17 protein-coding genes are annotated in these 19,581 nt (G+C 73.4%); 5 read left to right on the plus strand and 12 right to left on the minus strand.

Features of this window, described 5'->3' with window-relative positions:
* Nucleotides 1-6 precede the first annotated feature (6 nt).
* The 9 genes from ABZU32_RS26065 to ABZU32_RS26105 all read right to left on the minus strand — a co-directional run bounded on the left by ABZU32_RS26065 (nt 7) and on the right by ABZU32_RS26105 (nt 8,025).
* Nucleotides 7-1,062: a VWA domain-containing protein gene (locus ABZU32_RS26065; protein WP_354926002.1), complete on the minus strand. Its 1,056-nt coding sequence runs from the start codon at nt 1,060-1,062 to the stop codon at nt 7-9.
* The gene (locus ABZU32_RS26070; protein WP_354926004.1) at nt 1,063-2,013 is read right to left on the minus strand and encodes a VWA domain-containing protein; all 951 of its coding nucleotides are present in this window, start codon (nt 2,011-2,013) and stop codon (nt 1,063-1,065) included. It lies immediately after the preceding gene.
* A 62-nt stretch (nt 2,014-2,075) separates the two neighbouring features.
* Nucleotides 2,076-2,960 (minus strand): DUF58 domain-containing protein, encoded by an 885-nt coding sequence (locus ABZU32_RS26075; RefSeq protein WP_354926006.1) that lies wholly within the window; start codon nt 2,958-2,960, stop codon nt 2,076-2,078.
* Nucleotides 2,961-2,964: 4 nt separating this feature from the next.
* The gene (locus tag ABZU32_RS26080) at nt 2,965-3,954 is read right to left on the minus strand and encodes a MoxR family ATPase (protein ID WP_354926008.1); all 990 of its coding nucleotides are present in this window, start codon (nt 3,952-3,954) and stop codon (nt 2,965-2,967) included.
* A gap of 24 nt (nt 3,955-3,978) precedes the next feature.
* Nucleotides 3,979-4,785 (minus strand): trypsin-like peptidase domain-containing protein, encoded by an 807-nt coding sequence (locus ABZU32_RS26085; protein ID WP_354926010.1) that lies wholly within the window; start codon nt 4,783-4,785, stop codon nt 3,979-3,981.
* A gap of 101 nt (nt 4,786-4,886) precedes the next feature.
* Nucleotides 4,887-5,618 carry an ABC transporter ATP-binding protein gene (locus ABZU32_RS26090; RefSeq protein WP_354926011.1) on the minus strand — a complete coding sequence of 244 codons (732 nt, stop codon included), beginning with the start codon at nt 5,616-5,618 and terminating at the stop codon, nt 4,887-4,889.
* Nucleotides 5,591-6,349: an ABC transporter permease gene (locus ABZU32_RS26095; RefSeq protein ID WP_354926013.1), complete on the minus strand. Its 759-nt coding sequence runs from the start codon at nt 6,347-6,349 to the stop codon at nt 5,591-5,593. Before ABZU32_RS26095 ends, ABZU32_RS26090 begins: the two co-directional genes overlap by 28 nt.
* The gene (locus ABZU32_RS26100) at nt 6,346-7,281 is read right to left on the minus strand and encodes an aliphatic sulfonate ABC transporter substrate-binding protein (protein ID WP_354926015.1); all 936 of its coding nucleotides are present in this window, start codon (nt 7,279-7,281) and stop codon (nt 6,346-6,348) included. Before ABZU32_RS26100 ends, ABZU32_RS26095 begins: the two co-directional genes overlap by 4 nt.
* A gap of 267 nt (nt 7,282-7,548) precedes the next feature.
* The gene (locus tag ABZU32_RS26105) at nt 7,549-8,025 is read right to left on the minus strand and encodes a hypothetical protein (protein WP_354926017.1); all 477 of its coding nucleotides are present in this window, start codon (nt 8,023-8,025) and stop codon (nt 7,549-7,551) included.
* A gap of 621 nt (nt 8,026-8,646) precedes the next feature.
* On the opposite strand from ABZU32_RS26105, the gene ABZU32_RS26110 reads away from it, so the two are divergent.
* A complete protein-coding gene (locus ABZU32_RS26110; protein ID WP_354926019.1) occupies nt 8,647-9,549 on the plus strand; it encodes an alpha/beta hydrolase fold domain-containing protein in 903 nt (300 codons plus the stop codon).
* 86 nt (nt 9,550-9,635) lie between these two features.
* Here ABZU32_RS26110 and ABZU32_RS26115 read toward each other — a convergent pair whose 3' ends face one another.
* Together ABZU32_RS26115 and ABZU32_RS26120 are read right to left on the minus strand one after the other, a co-directional pair.
* Nucleotides 9,636-10,784, minus strand: coding sequence for an acyl-CoA dehydrogenase family protein (locus tag ABZU32_RS26115; protein ID WP_354852822.1), 1,149 nt, complete (start codon nt 10,782-10,784; stop codon nt 9,636-9,638).
* Nucleotides 10,785-10,889: 105 nt separating this feature from the next.
* Nucleotides 10,890-12,005: a Xaa-Pro peptidase family protein gene (locus tag ABZU32_RS26120; RefSeq protein WP_354852820.1), complete on the minus strand. Its 1,116-nt coding sequence runs from the start codon at nt 12,003-12,005 to the stop codon at nt 10,890-10,892.
* A gap of 331 nt (nt 12,006-12,336) precedes the next feature.
* On the opposite strand from ABZU32_RS26120, the gene ABZU32_RS26125 reads away from it, so the two are divergent.
* Genes ABZU32_RS26125 through ABZU32_RS26140 form a run of 4 tightly spaced genes read left to right on the plus strand, consistent with a single transcriptional unit; the run spans nt 12,337 to nt 16,486 of the window.
* Complete coding sequence (locus ABZU32_RS26125) at nt 12,337-13,005, plus strand: NAD(P)-binding domain-containing protein (RefSeq protein ID WP_354926021.1); 669 nt, start codon at nt 12,337-12,339, stop codon at nt 13,003-13,005.
* Between the two features lie 48 nt (nt 13,006-13,053).
* The gene (locus tag ABZU32_RS26130; protein WP_354926023.1) at nt 13,054-14,118 is read left to right on the plus strand and encodes an LLM class flavin-dependent oxidoreductase; all 1,065 of its coding nucleotides are present in this window, start codon (nt 13,054-13,056) and stop codon (nt 14,116-14,118) included.
* Nucleotides 14,119-14,147: 29 nt separating this feature from the next.
* Nucleotides 14,148-15,053, plus strand: coding sequence for a 5'-3' exonuclease (locus tag ABZU32_RS26135; protein ID WP_354852814.1), 906 nt, complete (start codon nt 14,148-14,150; stop codon nt 15,051-15,053).
* 11 nt (nt 15,054-15,064) lie between these two features.
* Nucleotides 15,065-16,486, plus strand: a complete 1,422-nt coding sequence (locus ABZU32_RS26140) for an RNB domain-containing ribonuclease (RefSeq protein ID WP_354926025.1) — start codon at nt 15,065-15,067, stop codon at nt 16,484-16,486.
* A 223-nt stretch (nt 16,487-16,709) separates the two neighbouring features.
* Here ABZU32_RS26140 and ABZU32_RS26145 read toward each other — a convergent pair whose 3' ends face one another.
* Nucleotides 16,710-19,460, minus strand: a complete 2,751-nt coding sequence (locus ABZU32_RS26145) for a DEAD/DEAH box helicase (RefSeq protein ID WP_354852811.1) — start codon at nt 19,458-19,460, stop codon at nt 16,710-16,712.
* Between the last annotated feature and the right edge of the window lie 121 nt (nt 19,461-19,581).

Below are 19,581 nucleotides of genomic sequence, written 5' to 3' on the forward strand. Positions count from 1 at the left end.
TCCGCCTCAGCGGGCCGGTGGGCGGGGGCGGTTCCACCACAGGGTGAGGGACAGGGCCGTGGTGATGAGGACGCCGCCCGCGGCGGCGAAGACGGCGGAGGCGTCCACTCGGCGGTCGACGACGGTGAAGCTGCTGGGCAGGGCCTTGAGGGCGGTCTGGAGCTGGTCGGCGTTCTCGGCGCGGTGGTAGGCGCCGCCGGTGGTCCGGGCGATCCGTTCGAGCGCGGGCTCGTCGATGGTGCGGGGGTTGCGTCCCCGGTCGAAGCCGCCGCGACCGCCGCGACCGTAACCGCCCAAGCCGCCGTAGCCGTCGAACTGGGAGTTGTCGCAGACCATCGGGGCGGGGGCGGTGGTGCCGAACCCGATGGGGAAGACCCGGACGCGGCGCAGGGCCGCTTCCCGCGCGGCGGTCTGGGGCTCGACGCCCTGGGTGTTGGCGCCGTCGGTCAGCACGATGATGGCGGCCGCGGCGTCGCCGCCGCCGCCGTTGCCGGGGTCGGCGCCGGTGGGGGCGACCGACGGGTCGACCTCGGCGATCGCGTCGATCGAGGTGAGCACCGCCTGGCCGATCGCGGTGCCGCGGGACACGGTGAGGTTCTCCATCGCCTCGATCAGCGCGTCGGTGTCGTCGGTGGGAGGGACGAGCAGCCCCGCGGTGCCCGCGAAGGTGACCAGGCCGATGCGCGGTCCGCCACGCTGCGACTCGATGAAGTCCGCGGCGGCCTTCCTGGCGGCGGTGATGCGATTGGGCGCGACGTCGGTGGAGCACATCGAGCCGGAGGTGTCGAGCGCGAGCAGGATCGTCGCCGACGTCCTCGGCACCGGCACTGACGCCTGGGGGCGCGCGGCGCCGAGCGCGAGCAGCGCGAGCCCGGCGACGAACAGCGCGGCGGGGATCTTCCGGGTCCAGCGGCTACGGCCGGGCAGGGCGCTGCGGACCAGCGCGATCGAGGTTACCCGCACGGCGGCCCGCTTCCGCCGGCGGCGGGCCCATTCGCGGACGGCGAAGATCAGCGGGATGACCAGGATCGACAGCAGCGCCCACGGCCATGACAACGACATTCAGATCACCCGGTCAGACCGCAGCACGGTGAGCGCCGCTCCCGCGGTGAGCAGCGCGAGGGCGAGCCCGATCAGCCCGCCGGCGAGCGGAAGCGGCTCGTCGGAGACGGTGAGCCGCAGGTCGATCGTGCCGGCGATCCCGTCGAGCCGCGCGGCGTCCGAGGCCGGGTGGTAGGCGCCGCCGGTCGTCCGGGCGATCAAGGTGAGGGTGTCCTCGTCGAGCGAGGTCCGCAGGTGGTAGCCGTCGACCTTCACCGTGGCCCCGGCCGCGGTGCCGACCCCGACGGTGTGGACGTGGACGCCCGCCCGCTGGGCCACGGCGGCGGCCCGGCCGACGTCGGCGCCCTGGTTCTGGCCGTCGGAGAACATCACGATCGTCGCCGACGGCCAGTAGCCGATGTCGGGCGCGGCGTCGTCCCGGCCGAGCGCCACCGGCCTGCCGCTGATCGCCGACAGCGAGGCCAGGATGGCCGTCCCCAGCGAGGTGCCGCCGGAGACCTTCAGCCGGTCGACGGCCGCCAGGGCGATGGAGTGGTCGGCGTCGGGCCGCGCGGTGGTCAGCGCGCCGCGTTCGAAGGCGACGACTCCGATGTCGACGCTGTCGGGCTGCGCCGCCACGAACGCGCGGGCCGCCCGCTGCGCGGCCGCCAGCCGGGTCGGCGCGACGTCGTCGGCGCCCATGCTGCCGGAGACGTCGATGGCGAGGACGACGGTGCCGGCGGTCCGCGGGACCGGCACCATGGCCGCCGGTCCGGCGGCGGCGACGGCGAGCACCCCGACGCCGGCGATCGTCAGGCCGATGCCGCGGTGCGCCCGGCCGCCGCCCGGCACCGCGAGCCCGGCGGCGGCGAGCGCGGCCGTCCGGCGGCGCGCGGACACGACGGCCGCCCAGGCGAGGGCCGCGGTGACCAGCAGCCCGACGGCCAGCAGCAGCGGGGAGGACAGGGTCATGAGTCCTGCTTCACCGGCCGCGCGACCAAGGGCCCGTCCATCGGCGACCTCGGCGAGCCCGGTCATGGCGACCGGTCCCGGGTCCGGGCGACGACCTCGGCGAGCGCCTCGGCCAGGTCCCGTTCGGTGCCGATGCGGTGGACGGGCACCCCGGCCCGGCGCATGCCCGCCGTGAGCCGGGCGTCGCGGGCGTCGACGGCGGCGCGGAAGCGGGCCCGCAGCAGCGGGTCGGCGGAGTCGACGACGAGCTGTTCGCCGGTCTCGGCGTCCTCGACCACGATCAGCCCGGCCTCGGGCAGCGCGTCGTCGGCGGCGTCCACGATCCGCAGGGCGACGACCTCGTGCCGCCGGACCAGGCGCTGGAGCGAGCGCTCCCAGTCGCCGTCGCCGATGAAGTCCGACAGCACGACGATCAGCGCGCGGCGGCGCGCGAGCCGCCCGGCCGCGTCCAGCATCCCGGCCAGATCGGTGGTGGCGCCGCCGCGCGCCTCCGAGGTGCGTTCGAGCTCGGCGCCGATCCGCAGCGCGTGCCGCCGGGTGGTGCCGGGCGGGACGACGCGCAGCGTCCCGGTGTCGAACATCAGGGCGCCGACACGGTTGCCGCCCCTGCCGAACAGCCGGGCCAGGACGAGCGCGAGCTCGGCCAGAACGTCATGCTTGCCGCGTCCCGGCCGGCCCGCCGCCATCGAGGCCGAACGGTCGAGCACGAGCCACACCGTCAGCTCGCGGTCCTCGGTGAACAGCCGCAGATGCGGCTCGTCCAGCCGGGCGGTCGCGTTCCAGTCGATGTGCCGGGCGTCGTCGCCGGCGTGGTAGGCCCGCAACCCGGCGAGGTCGACGCCTGCGCCGCGGTGCGCGGTGCGGTGGGCGCCCTGGAGGCGGCCGTCGAGCCTGCGGACGACCTTCCACTCCAGGCGGAGCAGGAGCTTCTCGGAGGCTGTGGCCATGGGCTCAGCGTCTCCGCAGGACGACGTCGGGCGCCCGGACGGCCCCGAGCACCCCGGTGATGATCGTGTCGGCGTCGACGTCGTCGGCGAGGGCCTCGTAGGACAGCACGAGGCGGTGGCGCAGCACGTCGAGCGCGAGCTCGGTCAGGTCGTGCGGCAGGACGTACTCGCGGCCGCGCAGGAACGCCAGCGCCCGGGCGCCGGTGACCAGGGCGATGGACGCCCGCGGGCTCGCCCCGTAGGTGAGGTACCGTTCCAGCTCGCCGAGCCCGGCCGTCGCCGGGGAACGCGTCACGGCGACCAGCCGCACCGCGTAGTCGACGATCGCCGGATCGACGTACACCGCCTGGGCGCGGGCCCGCATCGCGATCAGCTCCTCGGCCGTCACCATCGCCTGCGGCGGCTCCGGCGGACGCAGCGCCCGGCCGACGATCGCCTGCTCCTCGGCCTGCGTCGGGTAGCCGACGACCACCTTCATCATGAAGCGGTCGACCTGCGCCTCCGGCAACGGGTAGGTGCCCTCCGACTCGATCGGGTTCTCCGTCGCCATGACCAGGAACGGCTCGGGCACCCGGAACGTCTCGCGGCCGATGGTCACCTGGTGCTCCTGCATCACCTCCAGCAGGGCGCTCTGCACCTTGGCGGGGGCGCGGTTGATCTCGTCGGCCAGCAGCAGGTTGGCGAACACCGGGCCGAGTTCGGTGCGGAACTCCCCGGAGTGCTGGTGGTAGACCCGCGTGCCGACCAGGTCGGCGGGCACCAGGTCGGGGGTGAACTGGACGCGCTGGAAGCTGCCGTCGATCGCGGCGGCCAGGGAGCGGACCGCGAGCGTCTTGGCCAGGCCCGGCACGCCCTCGACGAGCAGGTGGCCGTCGGCGACCAGCGCGACGGCCATGCGCTCCAGCAGGGTGTCCTGCCCGACGATGGTGCGTTTGACCTCGAACAGCACCTGTTCGAGCGGATGGGCCGGCTCGGGGGACGTGGTCGAAGTCATGTGTTCCTTCTCGTGACGCTGCGGTCAGATCTGGGGCCCGTCGCCCGGCGGGCCGTCGCCTTCGCTCCCGCCCAGGGCCGCGCCGATCGGCACGGCGAAGGCGATGCCGGCGAACGCCTCGTCGCCTCCCGGGTCGGCGATCGAGACGACGATGCCGATGACCAGGCCGCGGGCGTCCAGGAGCGGACCGCCGGAGCTGCCCGGGTTGACGGAGGCGTCGAACTGGATGAGCCCGTTCAGGCCGCCGTCCTCGACGGTCCGGTCCAGGCCCGACACCACGCCGGTGGAGAGACTGTAGGTCAGGCCCAGCGGATTGCCGATCGCCACGACGGGCGCGCCCACGGCGACGGCGCCGCCGAGCGTGGCCGGGACGACGATCTCCGGCAGCCCCGCGGGCTTGAGCGTCGCGACGTCGCGCCGGGGATCGGACGACGCGACGGCGGCCTTGGCCCTGGTGCCGTCGGCGAAGGTCACGGTGACGTCCTTGGCGCCTTTGACGACGTGGTTCGCCGTCAGGATCGTCCCGTCCTCGGCAGCGATCACCCCGGTTCCGAGCGACCGCCCGGCCCGGATGACCACCACCGACGGGCCGGTCCTGGTGAAGACCTCGGCCGCCGTGAGCGTCGCGCCGGGCGTCGGCGTCGGCGTCACACTGGGCGCGGCGCGCTCGCCGTTCCCGCCGCCTCCCAGCCGGTACGCCGACACCGCCACGACGACGAGCACGACGACGAGCAGGACGAGCACGACGCCGGTGGCGGCGAACCGCCGAGCCCGCCCGGCCACGGCTCCCCGAGCCTCGGCCGCGCCGGCCTCCTGCGGCACGCGCTCCATCGCTCCAACCTATAAAGCTCAGGCAAAATTGCCACAAATCCCAGCTAAGAACTCCCTGTGAACCGTCCCCGCAGCCGAGCACGGCCGGCACGGACGAGCCGTCAGGGCGAGATGGGCGCCTCGAGGTCCACGGGGACGTGGAGGAGGGTGAGCAGGCGGCGGCGCAGGCCGGAGAAGCCCGGGACGTCGACGGCGCGGGGACGGCCGAGATCGACCTCGATCTCCTCGGCGATGCGGCCCTGGTCCAGGACCAGGAGCCGGTCGGCGAGCAGGAGCGCCTCCTCCACGTCGTGGGTCACGAGCAGGGCGGCGAAGCCGTGCCCGGCGTGGAGCCTGCCGAACAGGGCCTGCATCTTCAGCCTGGTCAGCGCGTCGAGCGCGCCGAACGGCTCGTCGAGCAGGAGCAGGTCGGGCTCGCGGACCAGGGCCCGGGCGAAGGCCACGCGCTGGGACTGCCCGCCGGACAGCTCCGAAGGCCAGGCGCCGCTCCGGTCGGCGAGCCCCACCTCCTCCAGCGCCGTCCTCGCGCGCTCGCGGGCGTCGCGGCCGCGCACGCCCAGCGCCACATTGTCGGCCACCCGTTTCCAGGGCAGCAGCCGGTGCTCCTGGAACACCACGGCCGTGGACCCGGTGGTCGTGAGCTCACCGGTGGCCTCCTGGTCGAGTCCGGCCAGGATCCGCAGGAGGGTGCTCTTGCCCGACCCGCTCTCCCCCAGCAGGGCGACGACCTCGCCGCGCCGGATCCGCAGGTCGACGCCGGCGAGGACCGTCGTGCCGGCGAACACGCGGCGGATCCCGGTGGCGGCTACGACGCTCGCAGGCCTCGACGCCATGACAGCGTCCTCCTTTCAGCGGTGCGCAGGGCCAGGTCGGACAGCAGGCCGAGGGACGCGTAGACGACCAGCCCCAGCACGACGATCTCCGTCTGGCTGAAGTCGCGGGCCTCCATCATCATGAAGCCCAGCCCGCTCTGCCCGTTGACCTGCTCGCCGACGACCAGGCTGAGCCATCCCGCGGCGAACGCCAGCCGCAGGCCGAGGAACAGCGACGGCATCGCGCCCGGGAGCACCACGTGCCTGATCCGCTCGAGCTGTGTGAGACCGCAGGTGCGGGCGGCCTCGACCAGCCTCTCGTCGATGCCGCGGATGCCGGCGTAGGTGTTGAGATAGATCGGGAAGAACGCGCCCAGCGCCACCAGGGAGATCTTGAGCGACTCGCCGATGCCCACCCAGATGATGAGCAGCGGGACGAGCCCGAGATGCGGCAGCATCCGGGCGGCCTGGACGGGCGGGTCCACCAGGTCGTCCCCGGTGCGGAGCAACCCGGCGACCGCGCCCAGGACCAGGGCGAGCGAGCCGCCGATGAGCAGCCCGAGGGCGGCCCGTTCCAGGGATTCCAGCAGGTGCAGGCCGAGGGTTCCGTCCAGGGACAGCCGCCAGGCCGCCGCCGCGACGTCGCTCGGCGCGGGGAGCTTGTCGTGCGGGAGGACGCCGGCCCGGGCGGCGCCCTCCCATCCGGCGACGAGCACGATCGGGGTGATCAGCCGCCGTGGCCTGAGCCTCACTGCAAGATGTCCAGGAAGCTCGGGTCGATGAGGGACGTGACGTCGACCTTGGCGGGAATGAGGGCGAGGCCGGCGAAGCCGTCCGCGATCTGCTGGAGTTCCTCGCCGACCGCGGCGTCCACCGGCGCGAGCGGCTGGGCGCTGCGGGCCAGGGCGCGGCGGGCGACGTCCTCGGGGATCTTCAGCTCGGGGGCGAGCAGCTTGACGCGCTCCTCGGGGTGGGCGATGCCCCAGTCGGTGACCTCGCGGTAGACCTTGAGGTACGCGCGGACCGCGTCGGGCCTGTTCTTCAGGATCTCCGGCGAGGCCAGCAGATACTCGCGGTTGTTGGCGAGGCCCGTGGCGTCGGCCAGGACCTTCACGCCCGGGCGCTCGGTGAGGGAGAAGTACGGGTCCCAGATGATCCAGGCGTCGACCTGGTCGTTGTCGAACGCGGGACGGGCCTCGGCCGGCTTGAGGTACTGGACCTCGATGTCGGTGATCTTCATGCCGTTGGCCTCGAGGAGCTTGACCAGCAGCCAGTTGACGTTGGACCCCTTGTTGAGCGCGACCTTCTTGCCCTTGAGGTCCTTGAAGGAGGTGAAGCCGCTCTTCTCCTTGACCAGGACGGCCTCGCCCTTCGGCACCGGCCGGGAGGTCGCGATGATCTTGAACTTGGTGCCGCCGGCCGCGGCGAAGATCGGCGGGGCCTCGCCGGTCTGGCCGATGTCGATGGCGCCGGCCTTGAGCGCCTCGGTCAACGCGGGACCGCTCTCGAACAGCGACCAGGTGGCGTCCGGGGCCGACCCCTTGGCCTTGAGCAGGCTCTGCCCGCCGAACCGCTGGTAGCCGACGCGCAGGTGCTCCTTGCCGGCCTTCGTCTCACCTCCCCCGCAGGCGGACAGACCGCCGACGAGGGCGAGCACGCCGAAGAGGAGGATGATGCGGCGCATGGGGGGCTCCTTGGGTGGAACACAGCAAACGGCCGCAAGTATGCCCAAAAACCTACCTTTTGTATAGGGTAAGTAGGGATTTCGGTCCCGACCCTTCTCGGCGAGGCCACGACGTCCACCCGGGACGGCGAACCGACGAACGACGTGCTCCCGGCGCGGGATGGGGCCCACCTGGCGAATGCGCCCCGCAGGGCGGGGCCGCGCGAGCGGCGGCGGTGCGCCTCGGGCTCGCGGACGACCCCGCCCTCCCTGGGGCGGTCCCGGCGGTCAGCTGTAGGAGACCGACTGCAGGCTGCAGTTGGTGACCCACGGGCCGGGGTAGACCGGGCCGGTGGAGCAGCCCCAGCTGGCGGTCACGACGTTCGTCCCCGCGGGGATGCTCGTCAGGCCGGTCGAGCCGGGCAGGTCGTACTGGTGACCGCCGCTGCACACGGCGGACACCCCCACGTACCCGGCGTCGTTGGGCAGCGTCTGGCTGAACTGGAAGGAGTGCGTGGCGGGGACCGCGGTCACGCTGCCGACCGTCGTGGACCAGGAAGGAGATGAGGTGACGACCCGCAGACCGGAGGGGTACCAGTCCCGGGTGTCCCCGGAGTAGTCGACGTTGTAGCAGTCCACGGTCGCGTTCAGCACGGCGGTGGTGGCCGCGGCGGGTGACGACACGGCCACCACGCTCAGCACCCCCGTCGCGACCAGAGCAGAACCGAGCGCCAGCACCCGCCGAGCCGATCTCACAGCGAACATGGGCATCCTTTCTCGCGCCTCTCACACCGCGCCTCTCACACCGGCCACCGCGAATTCAGCACCTTCTCCGGGCACCGGTCAAAACGCAAGAACTTTCGGCGGGTCCGAAACCCACGCGGCCATCGGGGCGCGAAATGCCTGCTCCGACGACGGCCCGATTTCGCGAAACGGAAAGATGCACCGACCCGCGGCCCGGCGCCAGAAGGATCCACGGGCGGCGGTCCGGCGTCCAGCGGTAATCGCGGAATTCTCGCGGAGCACCCCCCGCGAAATGTTTCGGCGAAACGACGTCCCGCGATCGCCGGCACCCCGGCCGCTCCGTGAAAGATTCAGCCCGCCCGGCAGCCGGCGCACGGGCTCCGGGCCGCCGGGGCGAGAGGTCACGGCGGCGAACCGCCCCGGGGCTTTCCAAGGAGTCCGGTGTCCGAATCGGCACGCGTGCCGCGTCGGTGGAGAGGAAGGCCGCCGCCGGCGAAGGCGGCGGCACCGAACGGGAACGGGGCCGGAGTCACCGAACAGGAGTCACCGGGCCGGTCCCCTCGCGCGTCGCGGACGGACCCGCCGAGCCGGCGATCCGCCGCACGCGACATCTCACACCCCACCTCACGGAAGGACCATACGATGGCGCGCAGGAAACCGGAGATCGTCAGGGACCACTGGCGCGACATGACGCGGGCGGCCCAGGACGACCCGGACCAGACTCCCGAGGAGATCCGCGAACGGGTCGAGCGTTACTGGCCCGGCCTGACGACCGACCCCGGCGGCGTCGACTACCTGGAGACCGAGGTGGCCGGCCTGCCCGCGCTGTGGGCGGTCCCGAAGCACAGCCCCGAGGACCGCGTGATCCTCAGCGTGCACGGCGGCGGCGGCGTCAGCGGCTCGATCTACACCCACCGCAAGATGTTCGGCCACCTGGCCAAGGCCGCCGGCGTCCGCGCGCTGATCACCGGCTACCACCGGACGGCCTATCCCGTGCCGGTCGAGGACACCGTCACCGCCTACCGCGGGTTGCTCGACCAGGGTTTCGACGCCGGGCGCATCGCGCTCGCCGGCGACTCGCTCGGCGCCGGGGTGTCCCTGGCGGCGATCCTGCGCGCCCGCGAGCTCGGCCTTCCCCTCCCCGCCGCGTTGATGCTGCTCTCCCCGTGGGTCGACATGACGGTCGGCGAGGAGACCTTCGACACCAACCGCGCGACCGAGGAGTTCTTCTACAAGGAGGTCGTGGAGATCCTGGCGTACCTGTACCTGGGCGGCGCCGACCCCAAGGACCCGCTGGCGAGCCCGCTCCACGCCGATCTGAGCGGCCTGCCGCCGATCTACATCCAGGCGGGCGGCGACGAGACGCTGCTCGGTGAGGCCCGCCGGCTCGCCGGCAACGCCCGCGCGGCCGGCGTGGACGCCGAGATCGAGGTCTTCCCCGGCCAGTTGCACACCTTCCAGATGGCCGCCGGACGCTCGAAGGTGTCCGACGACGCCATCGGCAAACTGGCCCAGTGGGTCCGCCCCAAGCTCCACCTCCCCTAGGCCCGGACGGCCGCACGCCGGTGAGCCCGCCCGCGGGCTCACCGGAACGACGGTCGCACGACCCCGGCTCCAAGCGAGCGCCGGGTTCAGCTTTCCTTGGTGAGGGCGCGGGAGATGACCACGCGCTGGATCTGGTTGGTGCCCTCGACGATCTGCAGGACCTTGGCCTCCCGCATGAGGCGTTCGGCCGGGAAGTCCTCGACGTAGCCGTAGCCGCCGAGGACCTGCACGGCGTCGGTCGTGATCTTCATGGCGGCGTCGGTGGCGAACAGCTTCGCCATCGCCGCGCGGGTGCCGTACGGACGGCCCGCGTCGCGCAGGCGGGCGGCGTCCAGGTACAGCGAGCGGGCGGCGGCGATCTGGGTGGCCATGTCGGCGAGCAGGAAGCCCAGCCCCTGGAAGTCGGCGATGCGCCTGCCGAACTGGCGGCGCTCGCGGGCGTAGGAGACGGCGGTGTCCAGGGCGGCCTGGGCGACGCCGACGGCGCAGGCGGCGATGCCGAGCCGTCCCCCGTCCAGGGCGGCCATGGCGATGCGGAAGCCCTCTCCCTCGCCGCCGATCAGCGCCTCGGGCCCGAGTCGCACCCCGTCCAGGCGCACCTGGGCCGTCGGGGAGGAGCGCATGCCCATTTTGCGCTCGGGCCGGCCGAACGACAGCCCGGGTGTGTCCGCCGGTACGTGGAAGCAGGAGATGCCCCGGGCGCCGTCGCCGGAGGTGCGCGCCATCAGGGTGTAGAAGTCGGCCACGCCGCCATGGGTGGTCCACGCCTTGACGCCGTCCACGACGTACCCGCCGTCGGCGGCCTGGGCCCGGGTGGTCAGGGCGGCGGCGTCGGAGCCGGACTGCGGTTCCGACAGGCAGTACGCGCCGAGCAGCTCGCCACCGATCATGGCGGGCAGCAGGTCGGCCCGTCTGTCCTGCGCGCCGTAGGCGGCGAGCGGGAAGCACGACAGGGTGTGCACGGAGACGCCGAGGCCGACGGCGAGGAACGCGCCCGCCAGCTCCTCCACCACCTGCAGGTACACCTCGTAGGGCTGGGCGGCGCCGCCGTGCTCCTCGGGGTAGGGCAGCCCGAGCAGGCCGGCCCTGCCCAGGGTGGTGAACACCTCGCGGGGGAAGCGGCCGTCGGCCTCGTCGCCGGCCGCGCGCGGCGCGACGTCCTTGGTGATGATCTCCCGGACGAGGTCCAGCAGGTCGTGGGCTTCGGGCGTGGGCAGGGCGCGGTCGACCGTCATGTCGGCACTCCAGGTCACGGGGGGGCGGGGATGAGGAGTGGCGTCCCGCCGCACGGCCTCCCGGGGAGGTCGCGGGGCGGGACGGTGGGCACGCGTCGGCCTGGGTCAGACCACGACGAGGTCGTGGGGCCGGTTGTTGAGGCGCTCGCCGCCGGTCTCGGTGCACACGACGATGTCCTCGATGCGGGAGCCGTGGCGTCCGGGCAGGTAGACGCCCGGCTCGACGGAGAAGGCGAACCCGGGCGCCAGCGGTTCGGCGTTGCCCGAGACGATGTAGGGCTCCTCGTGGGTCTCCAGCCCGATGCCGTGGCCGGTGCGGTGGATGAACCGCTCGCCGTACCCGGCGTCGGCGATGATCTCGCGGGCGGCGGCGTCGACGGCCTCGCACGGCACGCCCGGCCGGACGGCGGCGCACGCGGCCTCCTGGGCCTGGCGCAGCACCTCGTAGTAGGCCGAGAAGTCGGCGGGGGGCTCTCCCACGCTGTAGGTGCGGGTGGAGTCGGAGCAGTAGCCGCTCGGCATCTGGCCGCCGATGTCGACCACCACCGGGTCGCCGGCCTGGATGACCCGGTCGGACAGCTCGTGGTGCGGGCTCGCGCCGTTCGGGCCCGAGCCGACGATGACGAAGTCGACGGTGGAGTGCCCGGCGGCGAGGATGGCCTCGGCGATGTCCCTGCCGACCTCGCGCTCGGTGCGGCCCTGCTTGAGCAGACCGGGAACCTGGGCGTGGACGGCGTCGATGGCGGCGCCCGCCTCGCGCAGGGCGGCGACCTCGGCGGGGCTCTTGCGCATGCGCAGCTCCCTGAGCACCGACCCGGCCAGCACCTGCTCGGCGCCGGGGAGGGCGGAGCGGAAGCGCAGCGACTGCATCGCCCACATGCGGTCGGCCAGCCCCACGGTGGCCACCGCGCCGACCCGGCGCGCGACCAGGGCGTAGGGGTCGTCGGTCTCGTCCCAGGCGACGAACTCCAGGCCGAGCCGGGAGGCCGGGGAGTGCTCGGCGGCCGGCAGCTCCAGCCGGGGCACCACCATGAACGCCTCGCCCTCGGCGGGCACCACGAGGCAGGTGAGCCGCTCCAGCGGCAGGGCGTCGTATCCGGTGACGTACCGCAGGTCGGGGCCGGGGGTCAGCAGCAGCGCGCCGATGCCGGCGGCGGCGGTGGCGGCGCGCACGTCGGCCACGCGCGTCACCGGGTAGAGGTCCAGGGACGTCGTTGTCACACCGACCAATCTATTCCACCGGGATCACCGCCGTCCGCACCCCCCGGCCTCGTCCCCGCGAAGCCCTGTCGCGCCGGATCACGGCCGCGGCGCTCTCGGCGGGCCGCCGCCATCGCGTAGCCTTGTTGACACGTCAACACTTGACGCGGCAACCATCCGATATGCTTGACTCGTCAAGGAGATGGGCCGGGCCCCCACCTGAGGGCCGTCCGCGGCCACCTCTCCGGCACCCCTGACCCGCGAGCGGTTCGACGTGCTCGCCGACGTCCTCGCGGCGCCGCGCGACCGTCCCCACCCGAACGGGTCGCCGTTCCCCCAAGGAGGGATCCTGATGACCGGCGGAGCCTCACCGGCGCCGACCTCGCCGGCGCGGGTCGCCGTGCTCGGCGCCGGGCACGCCGGGCCCGCGATCGCGCGGGTCGCGATCGCCGCCGGCCACCCGGTGACGATCTCCGCCTCCGGCGACCCGGAGAAGATCGCCCTCATCGCCGGCGTGCTGGTGCCCGGAGCCGAACCCCGCTGGGCGGCCGACGCCGTCGCCGACGCCGACATCGTGATCCTCGCGATCCCGCTGCACCGGTTCGCGGCCTTCGACCCCGCCCTGGTCGCCGGCAGGCTCGTCGTCGACACGATGAACTACTGGCCGCCCACCGACGGCGTCCAGCCCCTGTTCGAGGACCCCCGGTACGGCAGCAGCGAGATCGTCCAGCGGCGGCTGTCCCGGTCGACGGTCGTCAAGACCCTCAACCACATCGGCTACCACGAGCTCGAAGAGGAGCGCCGGCCCGCCGGCTCGCCCGAACGCCACGCGCTCGGCGTCGCCGGCGACGACCCCGGAGCGGTGGGCGTCGTGGCGGAGTTCATCGAGCGCATCGGCTACGACGCGGTCCGGCTGGACGGCCTGGGCGCCGGCCGGCTGTTCCAGCCCGGCGGCCCGGTCTTCGGGGCCTCGCTTCACCGCGCCGAGTTCGAACGGGCCCTGGACGCCCAGGCCGCCTGAGGCGTCCCCCGCGAACCACCCCGATCCCACCGCAAAGAAAGACGCGACATGACCGCGACATCCTCCGCCGCCGAAGGCCGGCCCGCTCCCCTGGTACTCGGCCTGGACACCTTCGGCGACGTCACCAGCGGCGACGACGGCCGCCCGCTGTCCCACGCCCAGACGATCCGCGACATCGTGGAGCAGGGCGTCCTCGCCGACCAGGTGGGACTGGACTTCTTCGGGATCGGGGAGCACCACACCGGCGACTTCCCGCTGTCGGCGGGTGACGTGGTGCTCGCGGCGATCGCCGCCCGCACGACCCGCGTCCGGCTCGGGTCGGCGGTCACGGTCCTCAGCTCCGACGACCCCGTCCGGGTGTTCCAGCGCTACTCCACGCTGAACGCCGTCTCCGGCGGCCGGGCGGAGGTCATCCTCGGGCGCGGCTCCAGCGTCGACTCCTTCCCGCTGTTCGGCTACGACCTCGCCGACTACGAGGAGCTGTTCGAGGAGAAGACCCAGTTGTTCGCCGAGCTGCTCAAGGGAGGGCGGGTCACCTGGAAGGGCAGGACCCGCGCCCCGCTCGTCGACCAGGACGTCGTGCCGCACACCGAGGACGGGCCCTTCCCGGCGTGGATCGGCGTCGGCGGCAGCCCTCAGTCGGTCCTGCGCGCCGCGCGTCTGGGCTTCCCGCTCATGCTGGCGATCATCGGCGGGCCCCCGGCCCGCTTCGCCCCCTTCTCACGGCTGTTCCGGCAGGCCCTCGCGGAGTCGGGACGCGCCGCCCTGCCCGTCGGGGTGCACTCCCCCGGACACGTCGCCGCGACCGACGAGGAGGCGCTGGAGGAGTTCTGGCCCAACTACCTGGCGGTCATCCGGAACGCCGCCAGGACCCGGGGGTTCACCGTCCCGACCAAGCAGTCGTTCCTGCGCGAGGTCGGGCCGCACGGGGCGCTCTACGTCGGATCCCCGGAGACCGTCGCCCAGAAGATCGCGGCGAACCTGCGCGCGCTCGACGCCGGCCGCTTCGAGCTGAAGTACGCCATGGGCGGGCTCTCCCACCGTTCGCTCATGAAGAACATCGAGCTCTTCGGCACCAAGGTCGCCCCGCGCGTGCGCGAACTCCTGGCGTGAGCGGGGGCGGGTGCTGGAAGGATGGGCCCATGCCAGGGTTGATGCTGCTCGACACCCCATCGCTGTACTTCCGCGCCTACTACGGCGTCCCCGAGTCGATGACCGCCCCCGACGGCATGCCGGTCAACGCCGTCCGGGGCCTGATCGACATGATCGCCACGCTGGTGCGCGCCCACGGCCCCGACGAGCTGGTGGCCTGCATGGACGCCGACTGGCGTCCCGCGTTCCGCGTGGCGGCGATCCCGTCCTACAAGGCCCACCGGGTCGCCACCGGGCACGAGGAGGAGGTGCCCGACACCCTGGCACCCCAGGTGCCGGTGATCGAGCAAGTGCTCGACGCGGTCGGCATCGCCCGGGTCGGCGTGCCGGGGTACGAGGCCGACGACGTCATCGGCACCTACACCTTCAGGGCGAGCGGGGCCATCGACATCGTCACCGGAGACCGCGACCTGTTCCAGTTGGTCGACGACAAGCGCCCGTGCCGCGTCCTTTACACCATAAAGGGCATTCGTAACCTGCAGGCGATCGACGAGGCGCAGGTCAGCGCCAAGTACGGCATCCCCGGCCGCGGTTACGCCGACTTCGCCACCCTGCGCGGAGACCCCAGCGACGGGCTGCCCGGCGTGCCGGGGGTCGGCGACAAGACGGCCGCCGCCCTGATCACCCGGTTCGGCTCGCTGGAGGCCATGCTCGCCGCGCTGGACGACGGGGTCGTCGACGGCTTCCCGGCGGGCAGCCGCCTCAAGCTCGACAAGGCGCGCGACTACCTCGCCGTCGCGCCCGCGGTGGTCAAGGTGGCCCACGACGCGCCTCTGCCGGAGGTGCCGATCGCCCGGCCGGTCGCGCCTCGCGACCCCGAGGCACTGGTCGAGTTGGCCGACCGCTATGGCCTGGACGGCCCGCTGAATAGGCTGCTCGCCGTGCTTGCCGCATAAGATCCCTGATTGTGAGTCATACGACGATTCATGCGTCCGGTGCTCCCCGCCTCGCGGAGGGCTTCGAACGCATCCGCGACGAGCTTCGGCTGCCCGAGGCGTTCCCCCCGCCGACCCTGGAGGAGGCCGCCCAGGCCGCCGCCACGCCGGCGCCGTCCCTGCCCGACCGCACCGACCTTCCCCTGCTGACCGTCGACCCCGCCGGGTCGATGGACCTGGACCAGGCGCTGTGCATCGAGGAGCGTCCCCGCGGCTTCCGGGTCTGGTACGCCATCGCCGACGTCGCCTCCTTCGTGCGGCCGGGCGGCGCGATCGACGACGAGGCCAGACGGCGCGGCGAGACGCTGTACATGCCCGACGAGCGGGTGCCGCTGCACCCGCCCGTGCTGTCGGAGGGCGCGGCCAGCCTGCTGCCCGGCGTCGTCCGGCCGGCGGCGCTGTGGTGCCTCGACCTGGACTCCGACGGGCGCACCATCGGCGCCGACGTGTCGCGGGCCCTGGTGCGCAGCCGCGAGCGGCTCGACTACGACTACGTCCAGGCCGCGGTCGACACCGGCACCGCCGACGGGACGCTGCGGCTGCTGCCCGTGGTCGGCGGGCTGCGCCTGGCGCTCGAACAGGAGCGCGGCGGGGTCTCCCTGCCGACCCCCGAGCAGGAGGTCGTCGCGCACGGGGACGGCTACCGGGTGGAGTTCCGCACGCCGCTGCCCGCCGAGACGTGGAACGCGCAGATCTCCCTGATGACCGGCATGGCCGCGGCGGCGATGATGCTCGACGCCGAGATGGGCGTCCTTCGCACCCTGCCGCCCGCGCCGCCGGAGACCGTCGCGCGGGTGCGCAGGATCGCCTCCGCCCTCGGCGTGGCCTGGCCCGACGGCGCCGGCTTCGGACAGGCCGTGGCGGCCCTGGACCCCGGGACGCCCGGGAGCGCCGCGTTCCTGAAGGAGGCGACGGTGCTGCTGCGCGGGGCCGGGTACACCGCCTTCAACGGCGAGCCGCCCAAGGACGCCTCGCACGCCGCCGTCGCCGCGCCGTACGCCCACGTCACCGCTCCCCTGCGCCGCCTGGTCGACCGGTACGGCACCGAGGTGTGCCTGTCGGTGGCCGCCGGGGTGCCGGTCCCCGAGCCGGTCCAGCAGGCCCTGTCCGAGCTGCCGGCCCTCATGGCGGGCAGCGGGCGCCGCGCGTCCGCCGCCGAGCGGGCCTGCGTGGACCTGGTGGAGGCGTTCGTGCTGCGCGACCGGGTCGGCCAGACCTTCGACGCGGTCGTGGTGGACGTCGAGGACGGCCGGCCGGGCGGCGTCGTCCAGGTCGCCGACCCGGCCGTCGTGGCCCGCTGCGACGGCGACGGCCTGCCCTTGGGCGAGAAGGTCCAGGTGCGCCTCACCCGCGCCGACCTGCTCACCCGCGAGGTCCGCTTCACCCTCGCCTGACCGGCGGGACCGTCGTCCCCTCGCTCCACCGGCGAGGTCCGCTCCACCGGCAAGGTGCGCTCCACCTCCGCCCGGCCGGCGAGCACCCCGGCCGCCGGGGACGGCCCGCGCCCCCGCCGACCGGGGAGCCGCCGTCAGGCTCGACCGGGGAGCGGCCGTCAGGCGACCGGGGAACGGCCCCCGGACGCTCGGGACGAGCCTCGGACGACCGGGGGAACGGGCCTCAGGCGACCGAGGAGTAGGCGACGACGCCGCGGCGCAGGGAGTCGATGGCCTTGCCGGCGTTGTGCCGCACCTTGCTGTTGTGCGGCGCCGCCTTGCCCACCTGGTCGAGCAGGTCGATGAGCTGCTTGGCCCAGCGGACGAAGTCGCCGGCCGCCAGGTCGCCGTCGGTGAGCACGGCGTCCAGGCTGTGCCCCTTCGCCCAGCGGAAGGCCGCCCAGGCGAACCCGAAGTCGGGCTCGCGGACGAACGACAACCCGTGGTCGCGCTCGATGTCCTCCAGCTCGGCGAAGATGCGCACCATGGCCGCCAGCGACTCCTTGACCCCGCCGGCCGGGATCTTGGGCTGGCGCGCGTCGTCGGCCTGGCGGGACTCGAACACCAGCGACGACACGCACGCGGCCAGCTCGGCCGGGTCCAGATCGTCCCAGATGCCGGCCCGCAGGCACTCGGAGGTGAGCAGGTCCAGCTCGGTGTACAGCTGGGCGAGCCTGCGGCCCTCGGGCGTGACGGCCTCGCCCTCCAGGTAGCCGAGCTGGTCGAGCACCCCGCACACGCGGTCGAAGGTGCGGGCGATCACGTGGGACCGGCTCTCGACGCGCCGGCGCAGGCCCTCGGTCTCGCGCAGCAGCTTGTGGTAGCGCTCGGCCCAGCGGGCGTGGTCCTCGCGCTGGTCGCAGCCGTGGCAGGGGTGGGCGCGCAGCCGGCGGCGCAGCTCGGCGATCTCCCACTCAGGAGTGCCGGGGGCCGAGCCCCGGCCGGCCATGGTGTCGGCGTCGTGGTCGCGGACCCGCACCGGACGGCCCAGGTCGCGGTCGCCGATCTTGGCGTGCAGGGTGGCCACCAGGTTCGCGCGGTCCTTGGGCGCCCGCGGGTTGAAGCCCTTGGGGATGCGCAGGTGCTCCACCGGCTCGACCGGCACCGGGAAGTCCGCGGCCGACAGCCGCTTGACCTGCTTGCCGATGGTCAGCACCAGCGGCGAGGGCCCCTCGGTGCGCATGGTCAGTCCCGGGTCCAGGATGACCGCCAGGCCCGCGCGCCTGCCGCCGGGGACGCGGATCACGTCGCCGGGCTTGAGCGCCTCCAGGGACCGCACGGCCTGCGCCCGCCGGGCCGTGCCGCGCTGGCGCGACAGGTCGGACTCGCGGTCCGACAGCTCCCTGCGCATGCGCGCGTACTCCTGGAAGTCGCCCAGGTGGCAGGTCATCGCCTCGGCGTAGCCCTCCAGCGCCTCCTCGGCGCGCCGCACCTGCTTGGCGATGCCGACGACCGCCCGGTCGGCCTGAAACTGGGCGAAGGAGGACTCCAGCAGGGTGCGGGCCCGCTCCCTGCCGACCTGGCCGACCAGGTTGACGGCCATGTTGTAGGAGGGGCGGAAGCTGGAGCGCAGCGGGTAGGTGCGGGTGCTGGCCAGGCCCGCCACCGCCACCGGGTCCATGCCGGGCTGCCAGGCGACCACGGCGTGGCCCTCGACGTCGATGCCGCGCCGGCCCGCCCGCCCGGTGAGCTGGGTGTACTCGCCGGGGGTGAGGTCGGCGTGGGTCTCGCCGTTCCACTTGTCGAGCTTTTCGATGACGACCGACCGCGCGGGCATGTTGATGCCGAGCGCGAGGGTCTCGGTGGCGAACACCGCCTTGACCAGGCCGCGGGTGAACAGCTCCTCGACGACCTCCTTGAAGGCGGGGAGCATGCCGGCGTGGTGGGCGGCCAGGCCGCGTTCGAGGCAGTCGCGCCACTCCAGGTACCCCAGCACCGACAGGTCCTCGTCGGGCAGGTGGGCGGTGCGCTCGTCGACGATCGTGCGGATCTCGTGGCGCTCGCTGTCGGTGGTGAGCCGGATGCCGGCGTGCAGGCACTGCAGGACGGCGGCGTCGCAGCCGGCCCGGGAGAAGATGAAGGTGATGGCGGGCAGCAGCCCCTCGGAGTCGAGCTTCTCGATGGCGTCGGAGCGGCTGACGGAGTTTGCCGAACGGCGCGGCCGGGAGTAGCCGCGGCGGCCGCGCGCCTGCGCCAGTCGCTGCTCGTCCCGCGAGATGCGCATCAGGCTCGGGTTGATGCGCGGCCGGTTGTCCTCGTCGACGAACAGGTCGTACAGCCGGTCGCCGACCAGCATGTGCTGCCACAGCGGCACGGGCCGGTGCTCGTCCACGATCACCGTGGTGTCGCCGCGGACCTCCCCCAGCCACTCGCCGAACTCCTCGGCGTTGCTCACCGTGGCCGACAGGGCCACCACGCGCACCGACTCGGGCAGGTGGATGATGACCTCCTCCCACACGGCGCCGCGGAAGCGGTCGGCGAGGTAGTGCACCTCGTCCATGACCACGTGGCTCAGCCCCGCGAGGGTCGAGGAGCCGGCGTAGAGCATGTTGCGCAGCACCTCGGTGGTCATCACGACGATCGGCGCGTCACCGTTGACGCTGTTGTCGCCGGTGAGCAGCCCGACCTTCTTGGCCCCGTAGCGGCGCGCCAGGTCGTTGAACTTCTGGTTGGACAGCGCCTTGATCGGCGTCGTGTAGAAACACTTGCTGCCCTGCTCCAGAGCGAGGTGCACCGCGAACTCGCCCACGACGGTCTTGCCCGAGCCCGTCGGGGCCGCCACGAGCACGCCGTCACCGGCTTCCAGGGCCCGGCACGCGTCGAGCTGGAACTCGTCCAGCTCGAAGTCGTACAGGCCTCGGAAGGAGGTGAGGGCGGGCCCGCCGGCGGCGTGCTTCTCACGGAATGCGGCATAGCGTTCCGCAGGCGTCGTCATGCACTTCAGCCTACCGATAACCGCTTTCCGGTCCCGTCCACGATCCCGCCCGAGGTACCACGGTCGATCGTCCTGCCGCCTCCAAGGACGGTCGCCGTGAGATCAGCCATGCGCGTACGGG

Source organism: Sphaerisporangium sp. NPDC005288, from assembly GCF_040607475.1.
Classification (GTDB): Bacteria; Actinomycetota; Actinomycetes; order Streptosporangiales; family Streptosporangiaceae; genus Sphaerisporangium; species Sphaerisporangium rhizosphaerae.